Origin of the sequence: Limosilactobacillus fermentum (assembly GCF_013394085.1) — a bacterium.
Lineage (GTDB): Bacteria > Bacillota > Bacilli > Lactobacillales > Lactobacillaceae > Limosilactobacillus > Limosilactobacillus fermentum.
In genome coordinates this window covers 1-13970 of record NZ_CP040910.1, presented here as the reverse complement: position 1 = coordinate 13970, position 13970 = coordinate 1, and the positions used below count along the sequence as shown (strand labels likewise).

The window sequence follows — 13970 nt, the reverse complement described above, 5'->3', positions numbered from 1 at the left end:
GATGAAGGGAAGATTTCAATTGAAGGGGATAACAAAATGAGTATTGAGATTCCAACTAACATGGAAGAAGTAGCGATGAAGATCGCCCAAGCCCAAGTGCGGGGAACTAGCCTGACTAAAGATGAGGTCATTAAAACCGCCGTCTTGGACCTGATGCAATCCTTTATGGATGAAGCCTTAGAGGGCCACTACGACGACGTGGCTTGGCGGGACCAAACCCTAGTCGTGACCGATTTTATGGGCGAAGAAGTGGGGACGGTGGCGCCAGAGGGTGCCGACTTTAACACCGACTTTGAGCAAAATGCCGACGCCCTGATTGAACGTTTGGAAATCGCCGCCGAACGGATCGTGGGCGGCCGGTAAGTAAGCCATTAGCAAAAATTAAAATTTTCTAACGGTTTTTCTTTGACGTACCTAACTTGCCTTGTTATAGTTACTAAAGGTAAGTTGCTTACTTTTGTAAGTGAACCCGAAGAAAATGATTGAGGAGGCTTCTTTACAATGAAGAAGTGGATGAAACGATTGAGTGTGGTCGCTGCTAGCCTGGTTGCTATGGTGGCATTAGCGGCCTGTGGGAAGAGCAGCTCATCGTCTAGCGAGCCCCAACTGGTAACCAAGGGGACGTTGACGGTCGGGCTGGAAGGAACCTACGCCCCGTACTCCTACCGGGAAAACGGTAAGTTAACCGGGTTTGAAGTTGATCTGGCCCGCGACCTGGCAAAGAAGATGGGTTACAAGGTTAAGTTTGTTCCGACTAAGTGGGACTCCTTGATTGCCGGGGTCGGCTCCAAGAAGTTTGACGTGGCCATCAACGACATTGCTATGACGCCGGAACGCCAAAAGTCTTACTTATTCTCAACGCCGTACATTTACTCCAAGTCGGCATTGATTATGAAGTCTGACAACACCACGATTAAGAGTATCGATGACATCAAGGGCAAGAAGATTGCCGCCGCCACGGGAACGGCTAACGCCCAAAACGTGAAGAAGTTCGGCGGGGAGACGGTGTCATCCACCGACTTCTCCACGGCCATGGAACTGGTTCGCCAAGGGCGGGCCGAAGCAGCCTTGAACTCTAAGGAAGCCTTCTTGTACTACCAAAAGTCCACCGGGACAACTGACCTCAAGTACCAAGAAGTTCCGTCATCTAAGATCCCAGTTCAAAAGATTGGGGTCCTGATGGCCAAGAACAACAAGGGCTTGCAAACCAAGGTCAACAAGGCCTTAGCTGAATTACGTAAGGATGGCACGCTCAAGAAGCTGTCCGAAAAGTACTTCCACGGTAACATTACTGATAAGTAAGTCGGGACTAACCGTCTCCAAATTGTCGTCATCGGGCCCTAGTTTGGCCGGCTAGTGCCGGTTACTAGGGCCCCTTGCTTTATACATGTAGAAAGGAAACTTATGTGGGATATCATTAAAAGCTCCACCCCGGAGATTTTTTGGGCGGGGATTAAATACACGATTCCGATCGCCATCATCTCCTTTGTGATTGGGTTGGTGATCGCCGTCATTACCGCTTTGATTCGGATTTCAAAACCCCATGGAAAGTCCAAGGCCGTGTGGGCCGTTGTGCGGGCGGTCTTTTCCTTTTACGTCTGGTTATTCCGGTCAACGCCCCTCTTGGTTCAGTTATTCATCGTCTTCTTTGGTTTGCCTAACGTGGGCATCCAGTTTAACGCCTGGACGGCTGGGATCATTACCTTTTCTTTGAACACTGGGGCCTACGCTTCCGAAACGATTCGCGGTGCCCTGCTGTCGATTCCGGACAGCCAGTGGGACGCGGCCTACTCGATTGGGATGACCTACCGCCAGGTCCTGTTTCGGATTGTCTTTCCCCAGGCCTTGCGGGTGGCCCTGCCGCCGCTGTCCAACTCCTTTATCGGTTTGGTGAAGGACACGTCCTTGGCCAGTTCGATTACGATCGTGGAAATGTTTATGGTCAGCCAACAGATCGCCTCTAACAACTACCAACCGCTCCTGATGTACTCAATTGTGGCCGCGATTTACGCCCTCTTCTGTACCGTTTTGAGCATCCTGCAGCACTACTTAGAGAAGTGGACGTCCCGGTACGTGGACGCCGTGGGGGAATAAGATGATTAAGTTAGAACACGTTGATAAAGCCTACCGCGACCACCACGCCTTAGATGACGTGACGGTTGACTTTGCAGAACACCAAACGACGGTTATTTTGGGGCCGTCGGGGGCCGGGAAGTCGACGCTTTTACGGTCCTTGAACCTCTTGGAGCGGCCCCAATCCGGCACCCTGACGATCGATGACGTCACGATTGATTACGGCGCCAATTTGACTAACAAGGAAATCCTAGCGGTGCGCCAAAAAACGGCGATGGTCTTTCAAAGCTGGAACCTCTTCCCGCACCTAACGATCCTGCAAAACATCACCGAGGGGCCAATTCACGTCCTCAAGCAGGACCCGGACAAGGCCAAACAAAAGGCCCACGAGCTCTTGAAAAAAGTCGGGTTAGACGACACTGCCAACCGTTACCCGGGTCAATTATCCGGGGGGCAGCAGCAACGGATTTCGATTTGCCGGGCGTTAGCAATGGACCCGGCCTACATCCTCTTTGACGAGCCGACTAGTGCCCTGGACCCCGAGTTAGAGGCCCAGGTCCTGCGGGTCCTCCAGCAGTTGGCCAACGACGGCGATTCCTTAATTGTGGTGACTCACAACATGGAATTTGCCCGCCGGGTGGCCGACAAGATCGTCTTTGTCGAAGACGGCCGGGTTGACTTCACCGGGTCGGCCGATGACTTCTTTAACCACCCAACGCCGCGGATCAAGGAATTCTTGGCGGCGATGGAATTTTAGGGGGAGGGCGACAGAAATCTTTGATTTCGTCGTCGCTCCCACTGGCGTACTGCACTGTTGCCAATTCGATAAAACTAAGCAAAAAGAGCAGCCTGTCTGGGGCTGCTCTTTTTGCTTAGAGGTTTTTCTTAATCTCGTAGGGTTGGGATTGCTCGTGGTCGGCGGGCAGGGCATCGTTGGCGTAGAAGATGGCGTATTCTTCGTCATCGGGACCCTTAGCGATCACGAGGTCGCCGGCCTGCTGTTCCTTTTTGAAGATTTGGCCCTTGCGGACGGCTTCGTTGTAGTCGTGGATGTTGGCGATCGAGTCGCCGGGGTTGAAGAAAATCCGGTTATCCATGGTAATTCCTCCTTAATTAGCGCGGCTCGGCAGCTCTAGGCTGACCTTTTCTAAGACGTGACCCTTGGCAGCATGGCGGAACTCGTTGAGCCAGTAGCCCTCATTAAGGTCGAGGGTGGTGTCTAAGGCGTAAACGGTTAGGGTGTAGTCGTGGATCTGGTCCGGCGGTTGGGGACCGACGTAGCCCTTGGTAATGGCCGGGTCGCCGTTAACCAGGCGGCCGGCGTTACTGTTTTTGCCCTGGACAAAACCGTGACCGTCCTTGCGGCTAGCGTCATCGCCAATTAGGGTGGTGTTGGCCGGGAAGTTAGCGGCTAGCCAGTGAATCCAGGTAAAGCCACAAACCGGGGTGGAATCAAAGTCGACAAAGGTCAGGGCCAGGCTTTCAGTGCCGGCTGGGACGTCCGCAATTTCAATGGGGAAGGAGCGGACCGGGTGATCGGCTAGCATATCGCTGGCCGGGGCGAACTTACCATATTGATCGGCGAGGAGCCCTTCTTTAGTCAGGGGAACGGAAATGCGCATGAAAAAACTTCCTTTCTATTAAACGAGGTAGAGTTGTTTGAGGTCGGCCAGGTCGCCAGCACTGAGCCCCAGGCCGGTGGTTAAAAAGTCGTTAACCGTGCCATAATGGGTAGCGATGGCCTGCTTGGTGGCGTTGAGGTAGCGGGGCGAAACGGTGGCTAGTGACCGGAAGTTATGGACGTAAGTCTCGTTTTTGCCGGCGGAAGCAAAGCGCTGCAGCAGTTCGTTGACAAAGGCCTCGTTGACCTGGTTAGTCAGCAGGTAATCTTGTTCGATCGTCTTGGCATCGACGCCGAGGGCCGAGAGCAACAAGAAGGCGCCGACCCCGGTCCGGTCCTTACCGGCGGTGCAGTGAAAGAGGACCGCCCCGTCGCTAGGGGTCGCCAGTAGGTGGGCGAAGAAGTGTTGGTAGGCCGTCTTAGAGGTCGGCTCGGTAACCATCTCCTGGTAGGTGACCTCCATGTGGCGGGCACCACTGTCCGGGTCGGCCACTAAGAGGGGCTCCAGTTCGGCGTTGGTCTTGGATGACTCGGTCCGGTCGGTGTCAAAGACCGGTTCGTGGTGATAAGTGGCCGTGTGGGGGACCCGATCGGCGGCCGCCTCTAATTCAGTGGGGGAACGAAAGTCGATGTCGGCGGTCACGTTTAGCTGGGCTAAGAGGGCTAAATCAGCCTCCGAAAGCTGGCCGAGGGCGCCGGCCCGGATCAGGCGGTGCCACTGAACTTGGCGGCCATCGGTGGTCTGGTAGCCCCCGAGTTCGCGGAAGTTGTGGCCGGCTTCAATTGGTAACAGGCGATTTAAAGACACGGTGGTCACATCCTTTCATTGAGTAGGCGGGTGAGGGCCTTGGCAAAGCGGGGCGCCGCTTGCTGAGCACCGGTTAGGTCGGGGTGAAGGCCATCGGTGAAACTCGCACACCAATCGGCCGTTTCGATAACGGGGAGCTGGTGGTACTGGGCAGTGGCCCGGATGACGTTTGCCATGCTCTGGGCAAAGGGGATCATTAGGGCGACCGGACCAGTTTGGCGCTTTAAAAAGGCGGTCACGTATTGTTCGTAGGCGGTCGCAAAGTCGGCCTCGCTAAAGCGCCGGTCGTTAACCCCGAGGTTGATGACCGACAGACTAACCGGGTGGGGCGGCCAAGGCGTCTGGACGTTGAAATGGTCGAGCCAGTCGATGGCGACCGGGACACCCCCGGTAGCCGGGCGCAAGACCCCGGCGGCCGAGTAGGCAACCCGGGCGAGGTCGACGTCGATTTTGTCCTGGGCCAGGCCGACAAAGTTTTGTTCCGGGCGGTAGTCGCTGCTGGCGCCGTAGCCGTTGACCCAGCAGCCAGCGGTGATTGAATCGCCGTAGATGGCTACGACCGGGCGGGGACTTGGTTTAATTAACCGGCCGGCGCCCTTCAGTTCGAGCTTGGTGAGGGCAAAGCCTTGGTTACCGGACCAGACGTCGTCGAGGTTGGTATTACCGGCGGTCATGATCTCAACGAGGTTGCGCTCGGCGGGTAAGGCGACTTCGATAGGGAGAGCAGCACTATAGCGGCGCCACGCTGTGTGGTTGACCCGCACCGCCCAGTAGTGGCTGGGCATAAGCGGGTGGTGGCGGTTAGCGACCGTTAAAGTCAGCTGGTCGCTGCCGGTGACGATCGTTTTAATCACTCCGCCTAGGAGTGGGGTGTAGAGTTCGTCATTTTGCAATTGCCAGCGCCCCAGGAGCAAGCTGCCTTCAGCCACCTCAGTCGGGGTAAAAAGTTTAGTCATCCAATCCCTCCCGTTTAGCCCCTATGATAGCACGTTGCGGCGGTAGGTGCTTTCATTAGCTATTGGTAAAAAATGTAAGCGCTCTATTGACTAATAAACCGGGTGATAGTAGCATAAGAATGGTAAAAGTTTTACTTGTTTTTTACTAACAAAGAAATGGGGCAAACAAACATGAATCAACAAGAGCTTTTTGACAAGTACCAAGACACCTTTGCAGCGCAGGGCCAAGACCTCTTCTTCTCCCCGGGCCGGATTAACGTGATCGGGGAACACACCGACTACAACGGTGGTCACGTCTTCCCGTGTGCAATTTCCTTGGGGACTTACGGTGTGTACGGCGCCCGCGATGACGACCAGGTGCAACTCTTCTCCGGTAATATGGAAGGCGACGTGGTTTCCTTTGCCATTACGGACGAAGCACCGGAAGAAGCAGAAGACCGCAAGTGGGCTAACTACTTCAAGGGGATGTTGGTTTACCTGCGTCAAAAGGGCTTTAAGATTGACCACGGTTTTAACCTCTACGTTTACGGGAACCTCCCGTACGGGGCCGGCCTTTCTTCATCCGCTTCAATCGAAATGCTGATGGGCCAAGTTTTAAAGGACGAATTTAACCTGGACATCGACCAAATTGACCTGGTGAAGTTGGGCCAAAAGACCGAAAATGACTTTGTCGGCTTAAACTCCGGGATCATGGACCAGTTTGCCGTGGGGATGGGGAAGAAGGACAACGCCATCTTCCTCGACTGCAACACCCTGGAATACAAGTACATGCCGCTGGAACTGGGCGATTACGAAATCGTGATCATGTCGACCAACAAGAAGCACTCCCTAGCCGCTTCCGCTTACAACGACCGGGTAGCTGAATGTGGCGAAGCCCTAAAGCGCCTGCAAACCAAGCTCGACATCAACTCACTGGGCGAAATCGACGAAGACACCTTCGACGAATACAGCTACCTCTTAAACGATGAAACCCTGCTCAAGCGGACCCGCCACGCCGTCTTTGAAAACCAACGGACGATCCAAGCCACTAAGGCGATGACCGACGGCGACCTCGAAAAGCTGGGCCGGCTGATCAACGCCTCCCACGTCTCCTTGCACTTCGATTACGAAGTCTCCGGGACTGAATTAGACACTTTAGCCGAAGCCGCTTGGCAACAACCAGGCGTTTTGGGCGCCCGGATGATCGGTGGGGGCTTTGCCGGCTCCGCCATCGCCATCGTTAAGAAGGACCAGGCCGAAAACCTGAAGCAAAAGGTTGGCGAAATCTACCGTGAGAAGGTCGGCTACGACGCCTCCTTCTACGACGCCGAAATCGTTGACGGTCCACACAAGCTGTAAGCAGAGAAGAGAGAAGGGTTTGAGATCATGGGACTAATTGAAACCTTTGCCGAAAAGGCGATTGCAAGCGGTGCTTACCAACCGTTGGACAAGGTCTACGTGGCCAACAAGGTGCGTGCTTTAGTCGGCAATCAGGACGGGGACGTGCAAGCCGGGCGGTCAATTGCCGAGCAGCTGGTTGACTTATCGATTGAAAACGGTAAGATTGAAGACGGACAAACCGAGCGGGAAATCTTAAACGAGCAGCTCTTTGACTTGCTGACCCCCACGCCGTCCGCCGTTAACGCCCGCTTCTGGCAGGAATACCAACGTTCCCCGGAAGCCGCCACTGGTTGGTTCTACCAACTTTGTACCGAAAACGACTACGTTAAGGTAGCGGCCATTAAAAAGAACGTCGAGTTTACCCGGCAGGTCAAGGATGGTAACGAGCTGGAAATCACCATTAATTTATCCAAGCCGGAAAAGGACCCCAAGGCGATTGCGGCGGCGGCCCACGATACGGCCAAAAAGTACCCCCAGTGCGCCCTGTGCATTGAAAACGAGGGCTACCTAGGACGCTTAGGCCAGGCGGCCCGCAGTAATCACCGGGTTATCCGGATGATGATCGGCGGTAAGGGTTGGGGCTTCCAGTACTCACCGTACGCTTACTTCCATGAACACTGCATCTTCTTGGACCTCCAGCACGAGCCAATGAAGATCGATCAACAAACCCTGGTCAACTTAGTCGAGATCGAAAAGACCCTGCCGCACTACTTCGTGGGCTCCAACGCCGACCTGCCAATTGTCGGGGGTTCAATGCTGGCCCACGAGCACTACCAAGGTGGCCGCCACACCTTCCCGATGATGAAGGCCCCGATTAAGCAGGAACTGACCTTTAAGGACTACCCGCAGGTCAAGGCCGGCATCGTTGACTGGCCAATGTCAGACATCCGCCTGGAAACGACCGACCAGCTCGCCCTCATCAACCTGGGGACCCACATCATGAAGACCTGGAACGACTACAGCGATCCGGCGCTTTCGATTGTGGCCACCGGGCAAGACGGCACCCGTCATCACACCGTAACCCCGATCATGCACCGGGAAGGGGAGACCTTTGTCTTAGACCTCGTCTTACGTGACAACAATACTAGCGACGAGTACCCACTAGGAATCTTCCACCCGCACGAAAAGCTGTGGCACATCAAGAAGGAAAACATTGGCCTGATTGAAGTGATGGGGCGGGCAATCTTGCCGGCCCGGCTGAAGGTTGAACTGGAAGAAGTTAAGAAATTCTGGTTAAATGAAGATAACCAAATTGCCCCAGCGCACCTGCCGTGGGCCCAGGAGGTCGCCGCACGCCGCGACATTATGTCGGCCAACGTGGAGGCGGTCTTAGAAGAAGAACTCGCCCAGGTCTTCTCCAATGTATTAGAGGACGCTGGGGTCTTCAAGCGTACGGACGAAGGCGACGCTGGCTGGCAACGATTTATTAAGCAACTATAAGATTTATGACCCGTGGAGGTGGAACTAATGGCAGTTACCCTTAAAGACATCGCGAACCGAGCGGGGGTTTCCTTGGCCACCGTCTCCCGGGTACTCAACAACGACCCGCGGCTATCGGTATCGGTGGAAACCCGCCGCAAAATTATTTCGATCGCCGAACAGCTTTCCTACACTAAGCGACCGAAGTCCCAAGTGATGGGACGACGGATCGCCATTGTTCAGTGGTATTCGGCCGAGCGCGAACTCGACGATATCTACTACATGAGCGTCCGGATGAACGTTGAACAGGCGGCCCAGCAAGCCGGCTTCATGACGATGACCGTCTTTGAAAACAACATGGATCAGATTCCCCAAGATATTGACGGGATCGTGGCGATCGGGAAGTTTTCCGGTCACCAGCTCCACTTGTTTGAAAAACTAACCCCGGCCGTGGTGGTGGTGGACTACGACGTCTTGGTGGGCGGCCTTGACTGTGTCTTGCCCGATTTTGTCGGCGGGATGAACCAGGCGGCCGGCTACTTGACCACCCATTACCAAAATATCGGCCTGATTGCCGGTCTCGAGTTAACTACCGACGGTCAGCGGGTCCGCGACGTGCGGGAAAAGACCTTCTTAAACGCTTTGAAGGACCGCGAGCGGTATAACCCCAAGCTGGTTAAGGTCGAAAACTACACCGTTGACGGTGGTTACAAGGCGATGAAGGAGCTCTTGGCGGGCCCCGAGTCCCTCGATGCAGTGATGGTTACCAACGATGCGATGGCCGTGGGGGCTTTACGCGCCTTACACGAGGCCCACGTGGTCATTCCAGACCAGATTGCTTTGGTCTCCTTTAACGATATCGAATCGGTTACTTGTAACCTCTATCCGGCCCTGTCGGCGGTTCACGTTGCCACCGACCAGATGGCGAGCGTAGCCATCGAATTGCTAGGACGGCGGCTCGCCGATAGCGAACTCGCTCCCCAGCGGGTGGTGGTCGGAACTAGGTTGATGCTACGCCAAAGTACGCCACCAGAAGAAACCAATTCATAATGCCAATCAATACAAAAAGGGCCGTGACAAATTCGTCACGGCCCTTTTGTGTGGGAAACAGATACAAACGACCGAAGAACCGGGTCTTATGCGCCAACTGTTCGTGCGTTTTCATCTATAATCTTATTTCCCACCTATTTTTGCGATACTAAAACAGCCCCTCCTGGCTCGGGAGGGGCTGTTGATTTAGAAGGAGTGTAAGTAAGTTAGCGGCTTAGTCGACGGCCTTAACCACAAACATGGTGGCGTTAAAGTCGGCCAGCGGCTTTGGCGAGGCCGAGCGTGGCATGATCCGAGCCACGAAGTAACCGGCGTTCATCAGTTCTGCACCGGAGTAAGTTTCCTCGTCGTCGTTAACTTGGTAGGTCTTTTCCGGGTCTAAGCCGGTAAAGTAGAAGCGGATGTAACCCGGGTTGGGTTCATTGAGGATCTGGAAGCGCACGGCGATGGCTTCGGACTGGTCGTCATTGACCACTTGCCAGCCGTAGACGTTATCGGTAGCGGTGTCTGGACTGTCAATCCGGTAGAAGGTCCCGTGTTGGAAGAGGTGGCGGTGCTGCTTGTAAAAGGCGACTTGTTCTTTAACCGTTTCCTGCTCTTCTTCTGACAGTTCGTTTAAGTCCAGTTCGTAACCAAAGGCACCGAAGTAGGCCACCTTGGCCCGGGTGTCTAGGGAAGTGACGCGGCCGACCTGGTCGTTTGGCACGGCCGAAACGTGGGCCCCCCACATGGACGGAATGTAACCGTAGGAGGTCCCGTCTTGGATGTAGATCCGTTCCACGGCGTCGGTGTCGTCAGAGCACCAGGCTTGTGGGGCGTAGTACATCATCCCGAGGTCGAAGCGGCCACCACCGGAGGCGCAGGATTCAAAGAGGACGCTCGGGAAGGCCTGCGTTAGGCGTTCGTAGAGTTGGTAAACCCCGAGGATGTAGCGGTGGGCAAATTCTTGTTGGCGATTAGCCGGCAGGGTAGCGGTGAAGGCCTCGGTGATCGTCCGGTTCATGTCCCACTTGATGTAGTCAAGCTTGGTGTCTTTAATCACGGCGCTCATCTTGTTGAAGATGTCATCGACGACTTCTTGGCGGGCCATGTCGAGGACGAATTGGTGGCGGGCCGGGGTGGCTAGCCGTCCCTTAGTTTGGATCATCCAGTCGGGGTGGTCTTCGTAGAGCTTGGAGTCAATTGAGATCATTTCTGGTTCAAACCAGAGGCCAAACTTCATCCCCAACTTGTGCACCCGGCTGGCAAAGCCGCCGACCCCGTTTAAGAACTTCTTTTGGTCAACGAACCAGTCCCCCAGGCTAGACAGGTCGTTATCACGGTGCCCGAACCAACCGTCATCTAAGACAAACATTTCGATCCCGGTTTCCTTAGCCTTAGTGACGATCTTCATCAGTTTTTCTTCGGTAAAGTCCATGAAGGTGGCTTCCCAGTTGTTGATTAGGATTGGCCGGTCTTCCTTAGCAAAGTGGGGGTTAATTAAGTGGTCACGGTAGAAGCGGCCCATTTGCTGGCTGAGGGCGTTCATGCCGGCGTTGGTATAGGAAAGAACCGCTTCTGGGGTCTGGAAGGATTGGCCGGCTTCTAGTTGCCAGGAGAAGTCATCGGGGTGAATCCCGGTAACGACCCGGGTGGTGTTAAACTGGTCAACCTCAACCGTGTCTAAGAAACTCCCGGAGTAAACTAGTTTAAAACCAAAGGCTTCACCCTGATTATTATCGGTGTTTGGCCGGGCTAAGATGATGGCCGGGTTTTCGTGGTGGCTGGAGTTGATCCGCCGACTGGCCACGCTTTGGGTCCCCGGCCGCAGGTGGTTGCGGTATAAGTGACGTTCGCGAGCCCAGGTCCCGGAGAATTGTAGGAGGTCATAATTGTCGTCCGGCAAGTCAAGTTGAGCGGACAGGGCCCGATCGATCATGACGGTGTCACCCTTATTTTCAAAGCTAGCTGAGCGAACAATTACGTCGTCATCGTTAAAGACCGTGTAGTGCAGGTTCATCGTCAAATCGTAGAGGCGGTCCTTGAAAGTGACCGTCAGGCTGGTGGCGTCCGTTCCTTCGTCGTCAAACGAAGATGGCAGACCCGGCAGGCGCTTTTTCCCCTCTTCGACTTGGTAACCCTGGTATTCAAATTCGCTGGTCCGGGAGCCGTCTGGGTATTGGATAACGTAGGCGGCCTCGCGGAAGTCCCCCTTACCCTGGGTGGCGTATTCTTGTTTAACCAGTTCGAGTTGGAAGGAAGTGTTTTCTTCCGACAGGGTGTTGGTGCAGTCGTGTTCTTCCATCGTCATTAGGTTGGAATAGGAAGGCTTAACCGGAACCTTGGCGCCGTAATAAACCTGTCCCGCCGCCTCGTTAGCGAGGATTTGGAAGATGTAGCTAGTGTTCTTGGTTTGTAAGTGGAAGAGCTTGGTCTCTTCGTTGATAAAGACTGGCATGAATGAACTTCCTTTCTTAATGAAAAAGGGGGGACCGTGACGCTGACAGTCGCGGCCCCCCGGTTTAAAGGTGGATTACTTATTTTCGATCTGAATAATTTCGTCACCGTGATCAACGAGGCCTTCGTTCTTCACGAACTTGAGCTCGTAGTTTGGTGTGTCATCAGACTTGGTGAAGGCGATCATGACGGTGTCGTCGTGGCCCGCTTCCTTAATGGCTGGGGACCAGAATTCCATCAGCTTGTCGCCGGCTTCAACGTGTTGACCGTTTTCGACGTAGGAGACGAAGCCAGTCCCTTGCATTTCAACCGTGTCGACCCCGACGTGGATCAAGAACGGAATCCCGTTATCGGTCCGGATCCCGAGGGCGTGACGGGTGCTTGGGAAGTCAGCGACGATCGTCCCGGCCACCGGAGCAAAGATTTGGCCATCGGTAGGCTTGATGGCAATCCCTTCACCCATCGAGCCGTTAGCAAAGGCTGGGGCGGAAACGCTACTTAATGGTAAGAGCTTCCCGTCAACCGGAGCGGCAAAGGAGAGGGTAGCGGCGGTCTCAGCGGCAGCCGTTTCGCTAAGGGCGGAGTCGTCGCCTTCCAGGTGTTGGTGCCAAGTCTTTTCCAGTTCGTCAACGATTTGGGCGTGCATCTTTTCGTCCAGCTTAACCTTGCGGGAGAAGACAAAGGTCCCCAGTAAGATCAGGATGGCTGGAACGGCAAACATAATCAGCTTGAAGATGGACGTCCCGTGGGCGGTGATTTGGTCAGCAGTAGCCCCGGAAATCATCCCGGCAGCGGTAGCGGTCATCCCAACCACACCACCGGCAACGGCACCACCGAACTTGTCAAGCAGTGGCCGAACGGAAAGGGTTAACCCTTCGTCACGGTGACCAAGCTTTAATTGACCGTATTCAACGGAGTCGGTGATGATCATCAAAACAACCAGGAAGATCAGTGGTTGTGGCAGCATGAAGATGGCCCCACCAAGGATAACCATTGGTAAGGAGTGACCGGCCAAGGCGAAGAGTACCAGCCCGATCAGCATTACTAAGATGGAGTAGAAGAAGACCCGACGCCGGCTGAACTTCTTAGCCAAGCCAGGGAAGAGGGAAACGGTGATGACCCCGATTAACCCGTTGATCAAAGCGTAGATCGTGTAGGTTGGTGCTTTCCCCATGATGTAGGTGAAGTAGTAGAGTTGGAAGGAATTCATGATTTGAATCCCGGTGGTGTAGAGGACATAGGTTAAAGCGATCGCCATTAATTGGTCGTTTTTAACTAAGACGCCTAAAACCTTCCCAAAGGAGGTGCTTTCGGTGTTGTTACGAAGTTCGTTCTTCTTTTCGTGGGTGAAGATCCCCACCCCAATTGACGTTACAGCGGCGATGATGGCCACAGTAGCGGCGAAGCCAAACCAACCACGGCCGTCACCGTTTCCGCTGTTAGAGTTAAGGGAGAAGAAGAGCACGAGTGGCATAACAACGACCCCAACCAATTGGCCCCCTAAGGTGGAACCAACCCGGGCGAAGGTAGCCGTCTTTTCACGTTCTGCACTATCAAAGGAGATGGCAGGAATCATGGACCAGAAGGCCACGTCGTTGAAGGAATAGAAGATATCCATCACGATGTAGAGAATGGCAAAGAGTACCAGGTACATCATTGGGTTCTTGTAAGTCAAGCCGCCCAAGTTGGTGAACAAGAGGGCGATGGCAATGGCAGAGATGATCCCCCCACCGACAACCCATGGCTTAAAGTGACCCCACTTGGTGTCGGTCTTGTCGATGATGTTCCCGATGAACGGGTCGATCACTAATTCGGCAATCCGTAGCACCATGATGGTTAAAGTGATAAAGGAAACCATCCGGGCGGCTTCCCCACCGGCGTTGCTGTTAAACAAGTGGCCGGTAACGAACATCATGAAGTAAGTCGAAAGCATCCCGTAGAACATATCGTGACCAAAGGCCCCAAACGAATATGCGATCCGGGAACTAAATGTTTTCGCCTTAGTATTTTGAGCATCCATGGCAAACATTTCCTCCTCAGCAGATAAAATATAATTGCTTATGGATATAATGGTAACCGCTTTCATCTAAACTTTCAACACTTTTACTAAAAAATTTACCAGAGTTTACTAGTGAAAGGGGACACAATGTTAAGAGGAGTGCGATTCAACCTTCTCGACAGGCCGTATGACTAAGCTAGGGCAAAAGGTTGTCGCCCCAGCGGGGTA

At 54.1% G+C, this 13970-nt stretch carries 13 protein-coding genes; 7 read left to right on the top strand and 6 right to left on the bottom strand.

All coding sequences use genetic code 11. From position 1 onward, the window contains the following. Nucleotides 1–36: 36 nt before the first annotated feature. The 4 genes from FG166_RS00065 to FG166_RS00050 all read left to right on the top strand — a co-directional run bounded on the left by FG166_RS00065 (nucleotide 37) and on the right by FG166_RS00050 (nucleotide 2830). Nucleotides 37–363, top strand: a complete 327-nt coding sequence (locus FG166_RS00065) for a hypothetical protein (protein ID WP_003682214.1) — start codon at nucleotides 37–39, stop codon at nucleotides 361–363. A 138-nt stretch (nucleotides 364–501) separates the two neighbouring features. Beyond that, nucleotides 502–1302: a transporter substrate-binding domain-containing protein gene (locus FG166_RS00060; protein WP_003682212.1), complete on the top strand. Its 801-nt coding sequence runs from the start codon at nucleotides 502–504 to the stop codon at nucleotides 1300–1302. A 102-nt stretch (nucleotides 1303–1404) separates the two neighbouring features. Beyond that, nucleotides 1405–2094, top strand: a complete 690-nt coding sequence (locus tag FG166_RS00055; protein ID WP_003682208.1) for an amino acid ABC transporter permease — start codon at nucleotides 1405–1407, stop codon at nucleotides 2092–2094. A 1-nt stretch (nucleotide 2095) separates the two neighbouring features. Further along, complete coding sequence (locus FG166_RS00050) at nucleotides 2096–2830, top strand: amino acid ABC transporter ATP-binding protein (RefSeq protein ID WP_003682207.1); 735 nt, start codon at nucleotides 2096–2098, stop codon at nucleotides 2828–2830. Between the two features lie 115 nt (nucleotides 2831–2945). Here the strand turns inward: FG166_RS00050 and FG166_RS00045 are convergent, their stop codons facing one another. From FG166_RS00045 to FG166_RS00030, 4 genes are read right to left on the bottom strand one after another with little or no spacing between them, the layout of a single operon-like run. Further along, entirely contained in the window at nucleotides 2946–3170 is a 225-nt protein-coding gene (locus FG166_RS00045; RefSeq protein ID WP_003682205.1) for a hypothetical protein, read from the bottom strand. Nucleotides 3171–3182: 12 nt separating this feature from the next. Then, nucleotides 3183–3695 (bottom strand): YbhB/YbcL family Raf kinase inhibitor-like protein, encoded by a 513-nt coding sequence (locus FG166_RS00040; RefSeq protein ID WP_003682203.1) that lies wholly within the window; start codon nucleotides 3693–3695, stop codon nucleotides 3183–3185. An 18-nt stretch (nucleotides 3696–3713) separates the two neighbouring features. Beyond that, nucleotides 3714–4502 (bottom strand): tyrosine-protein phosphatase, encoded by a 789-nt coding sequence (locus FG166_RS00035; RefSeq protein ID WP_031265526.1) that lies wholly within the window; start codon nucleotides 4500–4502, stop codon nucleotides 3714–3716. A gap of 5 nt (nucleotides 4503–4507) precedes the next feature. Then, entirely contained in the window at nucleotides 4508–5458 is a 951-nt protein-coding gene (locus FG166_RS00030) for a GDSL-type esterase/lipase family protein (protein ID WP_003682199.1), read from the bottom strand. 171 nt (nucleotides 5459–5629) lie between these two features. On the opposite strand from FG166_RS00030, the gene FG166_RS00025 reads away from it, so the two are divergent. From FG166_RS00025 to FG166_RS00015, 3 genes are read left to right on the top strand one after another with little or no spacing between them, the layout of a single operon-like run. Next, on the top strand, nucleotides 5630–6796 hold the full coding sequence (locus FG166_RS00025) for a galactokinase (RefSeq protein WP_021350297.1): 1167 nt from the start codon (nucleotides 5630–5632) through the stop codon (nucleotides 6794–6796). 27 nt (nucleotides 6797–6823) lie between these two features. Further along, nucleotides 6824–8278 carry a UDP-glucose--hexose-1-phosphate uridylyltransferase gene (locus FG166_RS00020; protein ID WP_003682196.1) on the top strand — a complete coding sequence of 485 codons (1455 nt, stop codon included), beginning with the start codon at nucleotides 6824–6826 and terminating at the stop codon, nucleotides 8276–8278. A gap of 27 nt (nucleotides 8279–8305) precedes the next feature. Next, entirely contained in the window at nucleotides 8306–9307 is a 1002-nt protein-coding gene (locus FG166_RS00015; protein WP_003682194.1) for a LacI family DNA-binding transcriptional regulator, read from the top strand. Nucleotides 9308–9521: 214 nt separating this feature from the next. Here FG166_RS00015 and FG166_RS00010 read toward each other — a convergent pair whose 3' ends face one another. Together FG166_RS00010 and FG166_RS00005 are read right to left on the bottom strand one after the other, a co-directional pair. Next, nucleotides 9522–11744, bottom strand: coding sequence for an alpha-galactosidase (locus tag FG166_RS00010; protein WP_003682192.1), 2223 nt, complete (start codon nucleotides 11742–11744; stop codon nucleotides 9522–9524). Between the two features lie 75 nt (nucleotides 11745–11819). Next, nucleotides 11820–13763 (bottom strand): sugar MFS transporter, encoded by a 1944-nt coding sequence (locus FG166_RS00005; protein WP_035430841.1) that lies wholly within the window; start codon nucleotides 13761–13763, stop codon nucleotides 11820–11822. Nucleotides 13764–13970 lie beyond the last annotated feature (207 nt).

Coding starts and splice junctions, on each gene's coding strand:
- FG166_RS00065 (WP_003682214.1), top strand. CDS start 37: ATGAGTATTGAGATTCCAACTAACATGGAAGAAGTAGCGATGAAGATC.
- FG166_RS00060 (WP_003682212.1), top strand. CDS start 502: ATGAAGAAGTGGATGAAACGATTGAGTGTGGTCGCTGCTAGCCTGGTT.
- FG166_RS00055 (WP_003682208.1), top strand. CDS start 1,405: ATGTGGGATATCATTAAAAGCTCCACCCCGGAGATTTTTTGGGCGGGG.
- FG166_RS00050 (WP_003682207.1), top strand. CDS start 2,096: ATGATTAAGTTAGAACACGTTGATAAAGCCTACCGCGACCACCACGCC.
- FG166_RS00045 (WP_003682205.1), bottom strand. CDS start 3,170: ATGGATAACCGGATTTTCTTCAACCCCGGCGACTCGATCGCCAACATC.
- FG166_RS00040 (WP_003682203.1), bottom strand. CDS start 3,695: ATGCGCATTTCCGTTCCCCTGACTAAAGAAGGGCTCCTCGCCGATCAA.
- FG166_RS00030 (WP_003682199.1), bottom strand. CDS start 5,458: ATGACTAAACTTTTTACCCCGACTGAGGTGGCTGAAGGCAGCTTGCTC.
- FG166_RS00025 (WP_021350297.1), top strand. CDS start 5,630: ATGAATCAACAAGAGCTTTTTGACAAGTACCAAGACACCTTTGCAGCG.
- FG166_RS00020 (WP_003682196.1), top strand. CDS start 6,824: ATGGGACTAATTGAAACCTTTGCCGAAAAGGCGATTGCAAGCGGTGCT.
- FG166_RS00015 (WP_003682194.1), top strand. CDS start 8,306: ATGGCAGTTACCCTTAAAGACATCGCGAACCGAGCGGGGGTTTCCTTG.
- FG166_RS00010 (WP_003682192.1), bottom strand. CDS start 11,744: ATGCCAGTCTTTATCAACGAAGAGACCAAGCTCTTCCACTTACAAACC.
- FG166_RS00005 (WP_035430841.1), bottom strand. CDS start 13,763: ATGGATGCTCAAAATACTAAGGCGAAAACATTTAGTTCCCGGATCGCA.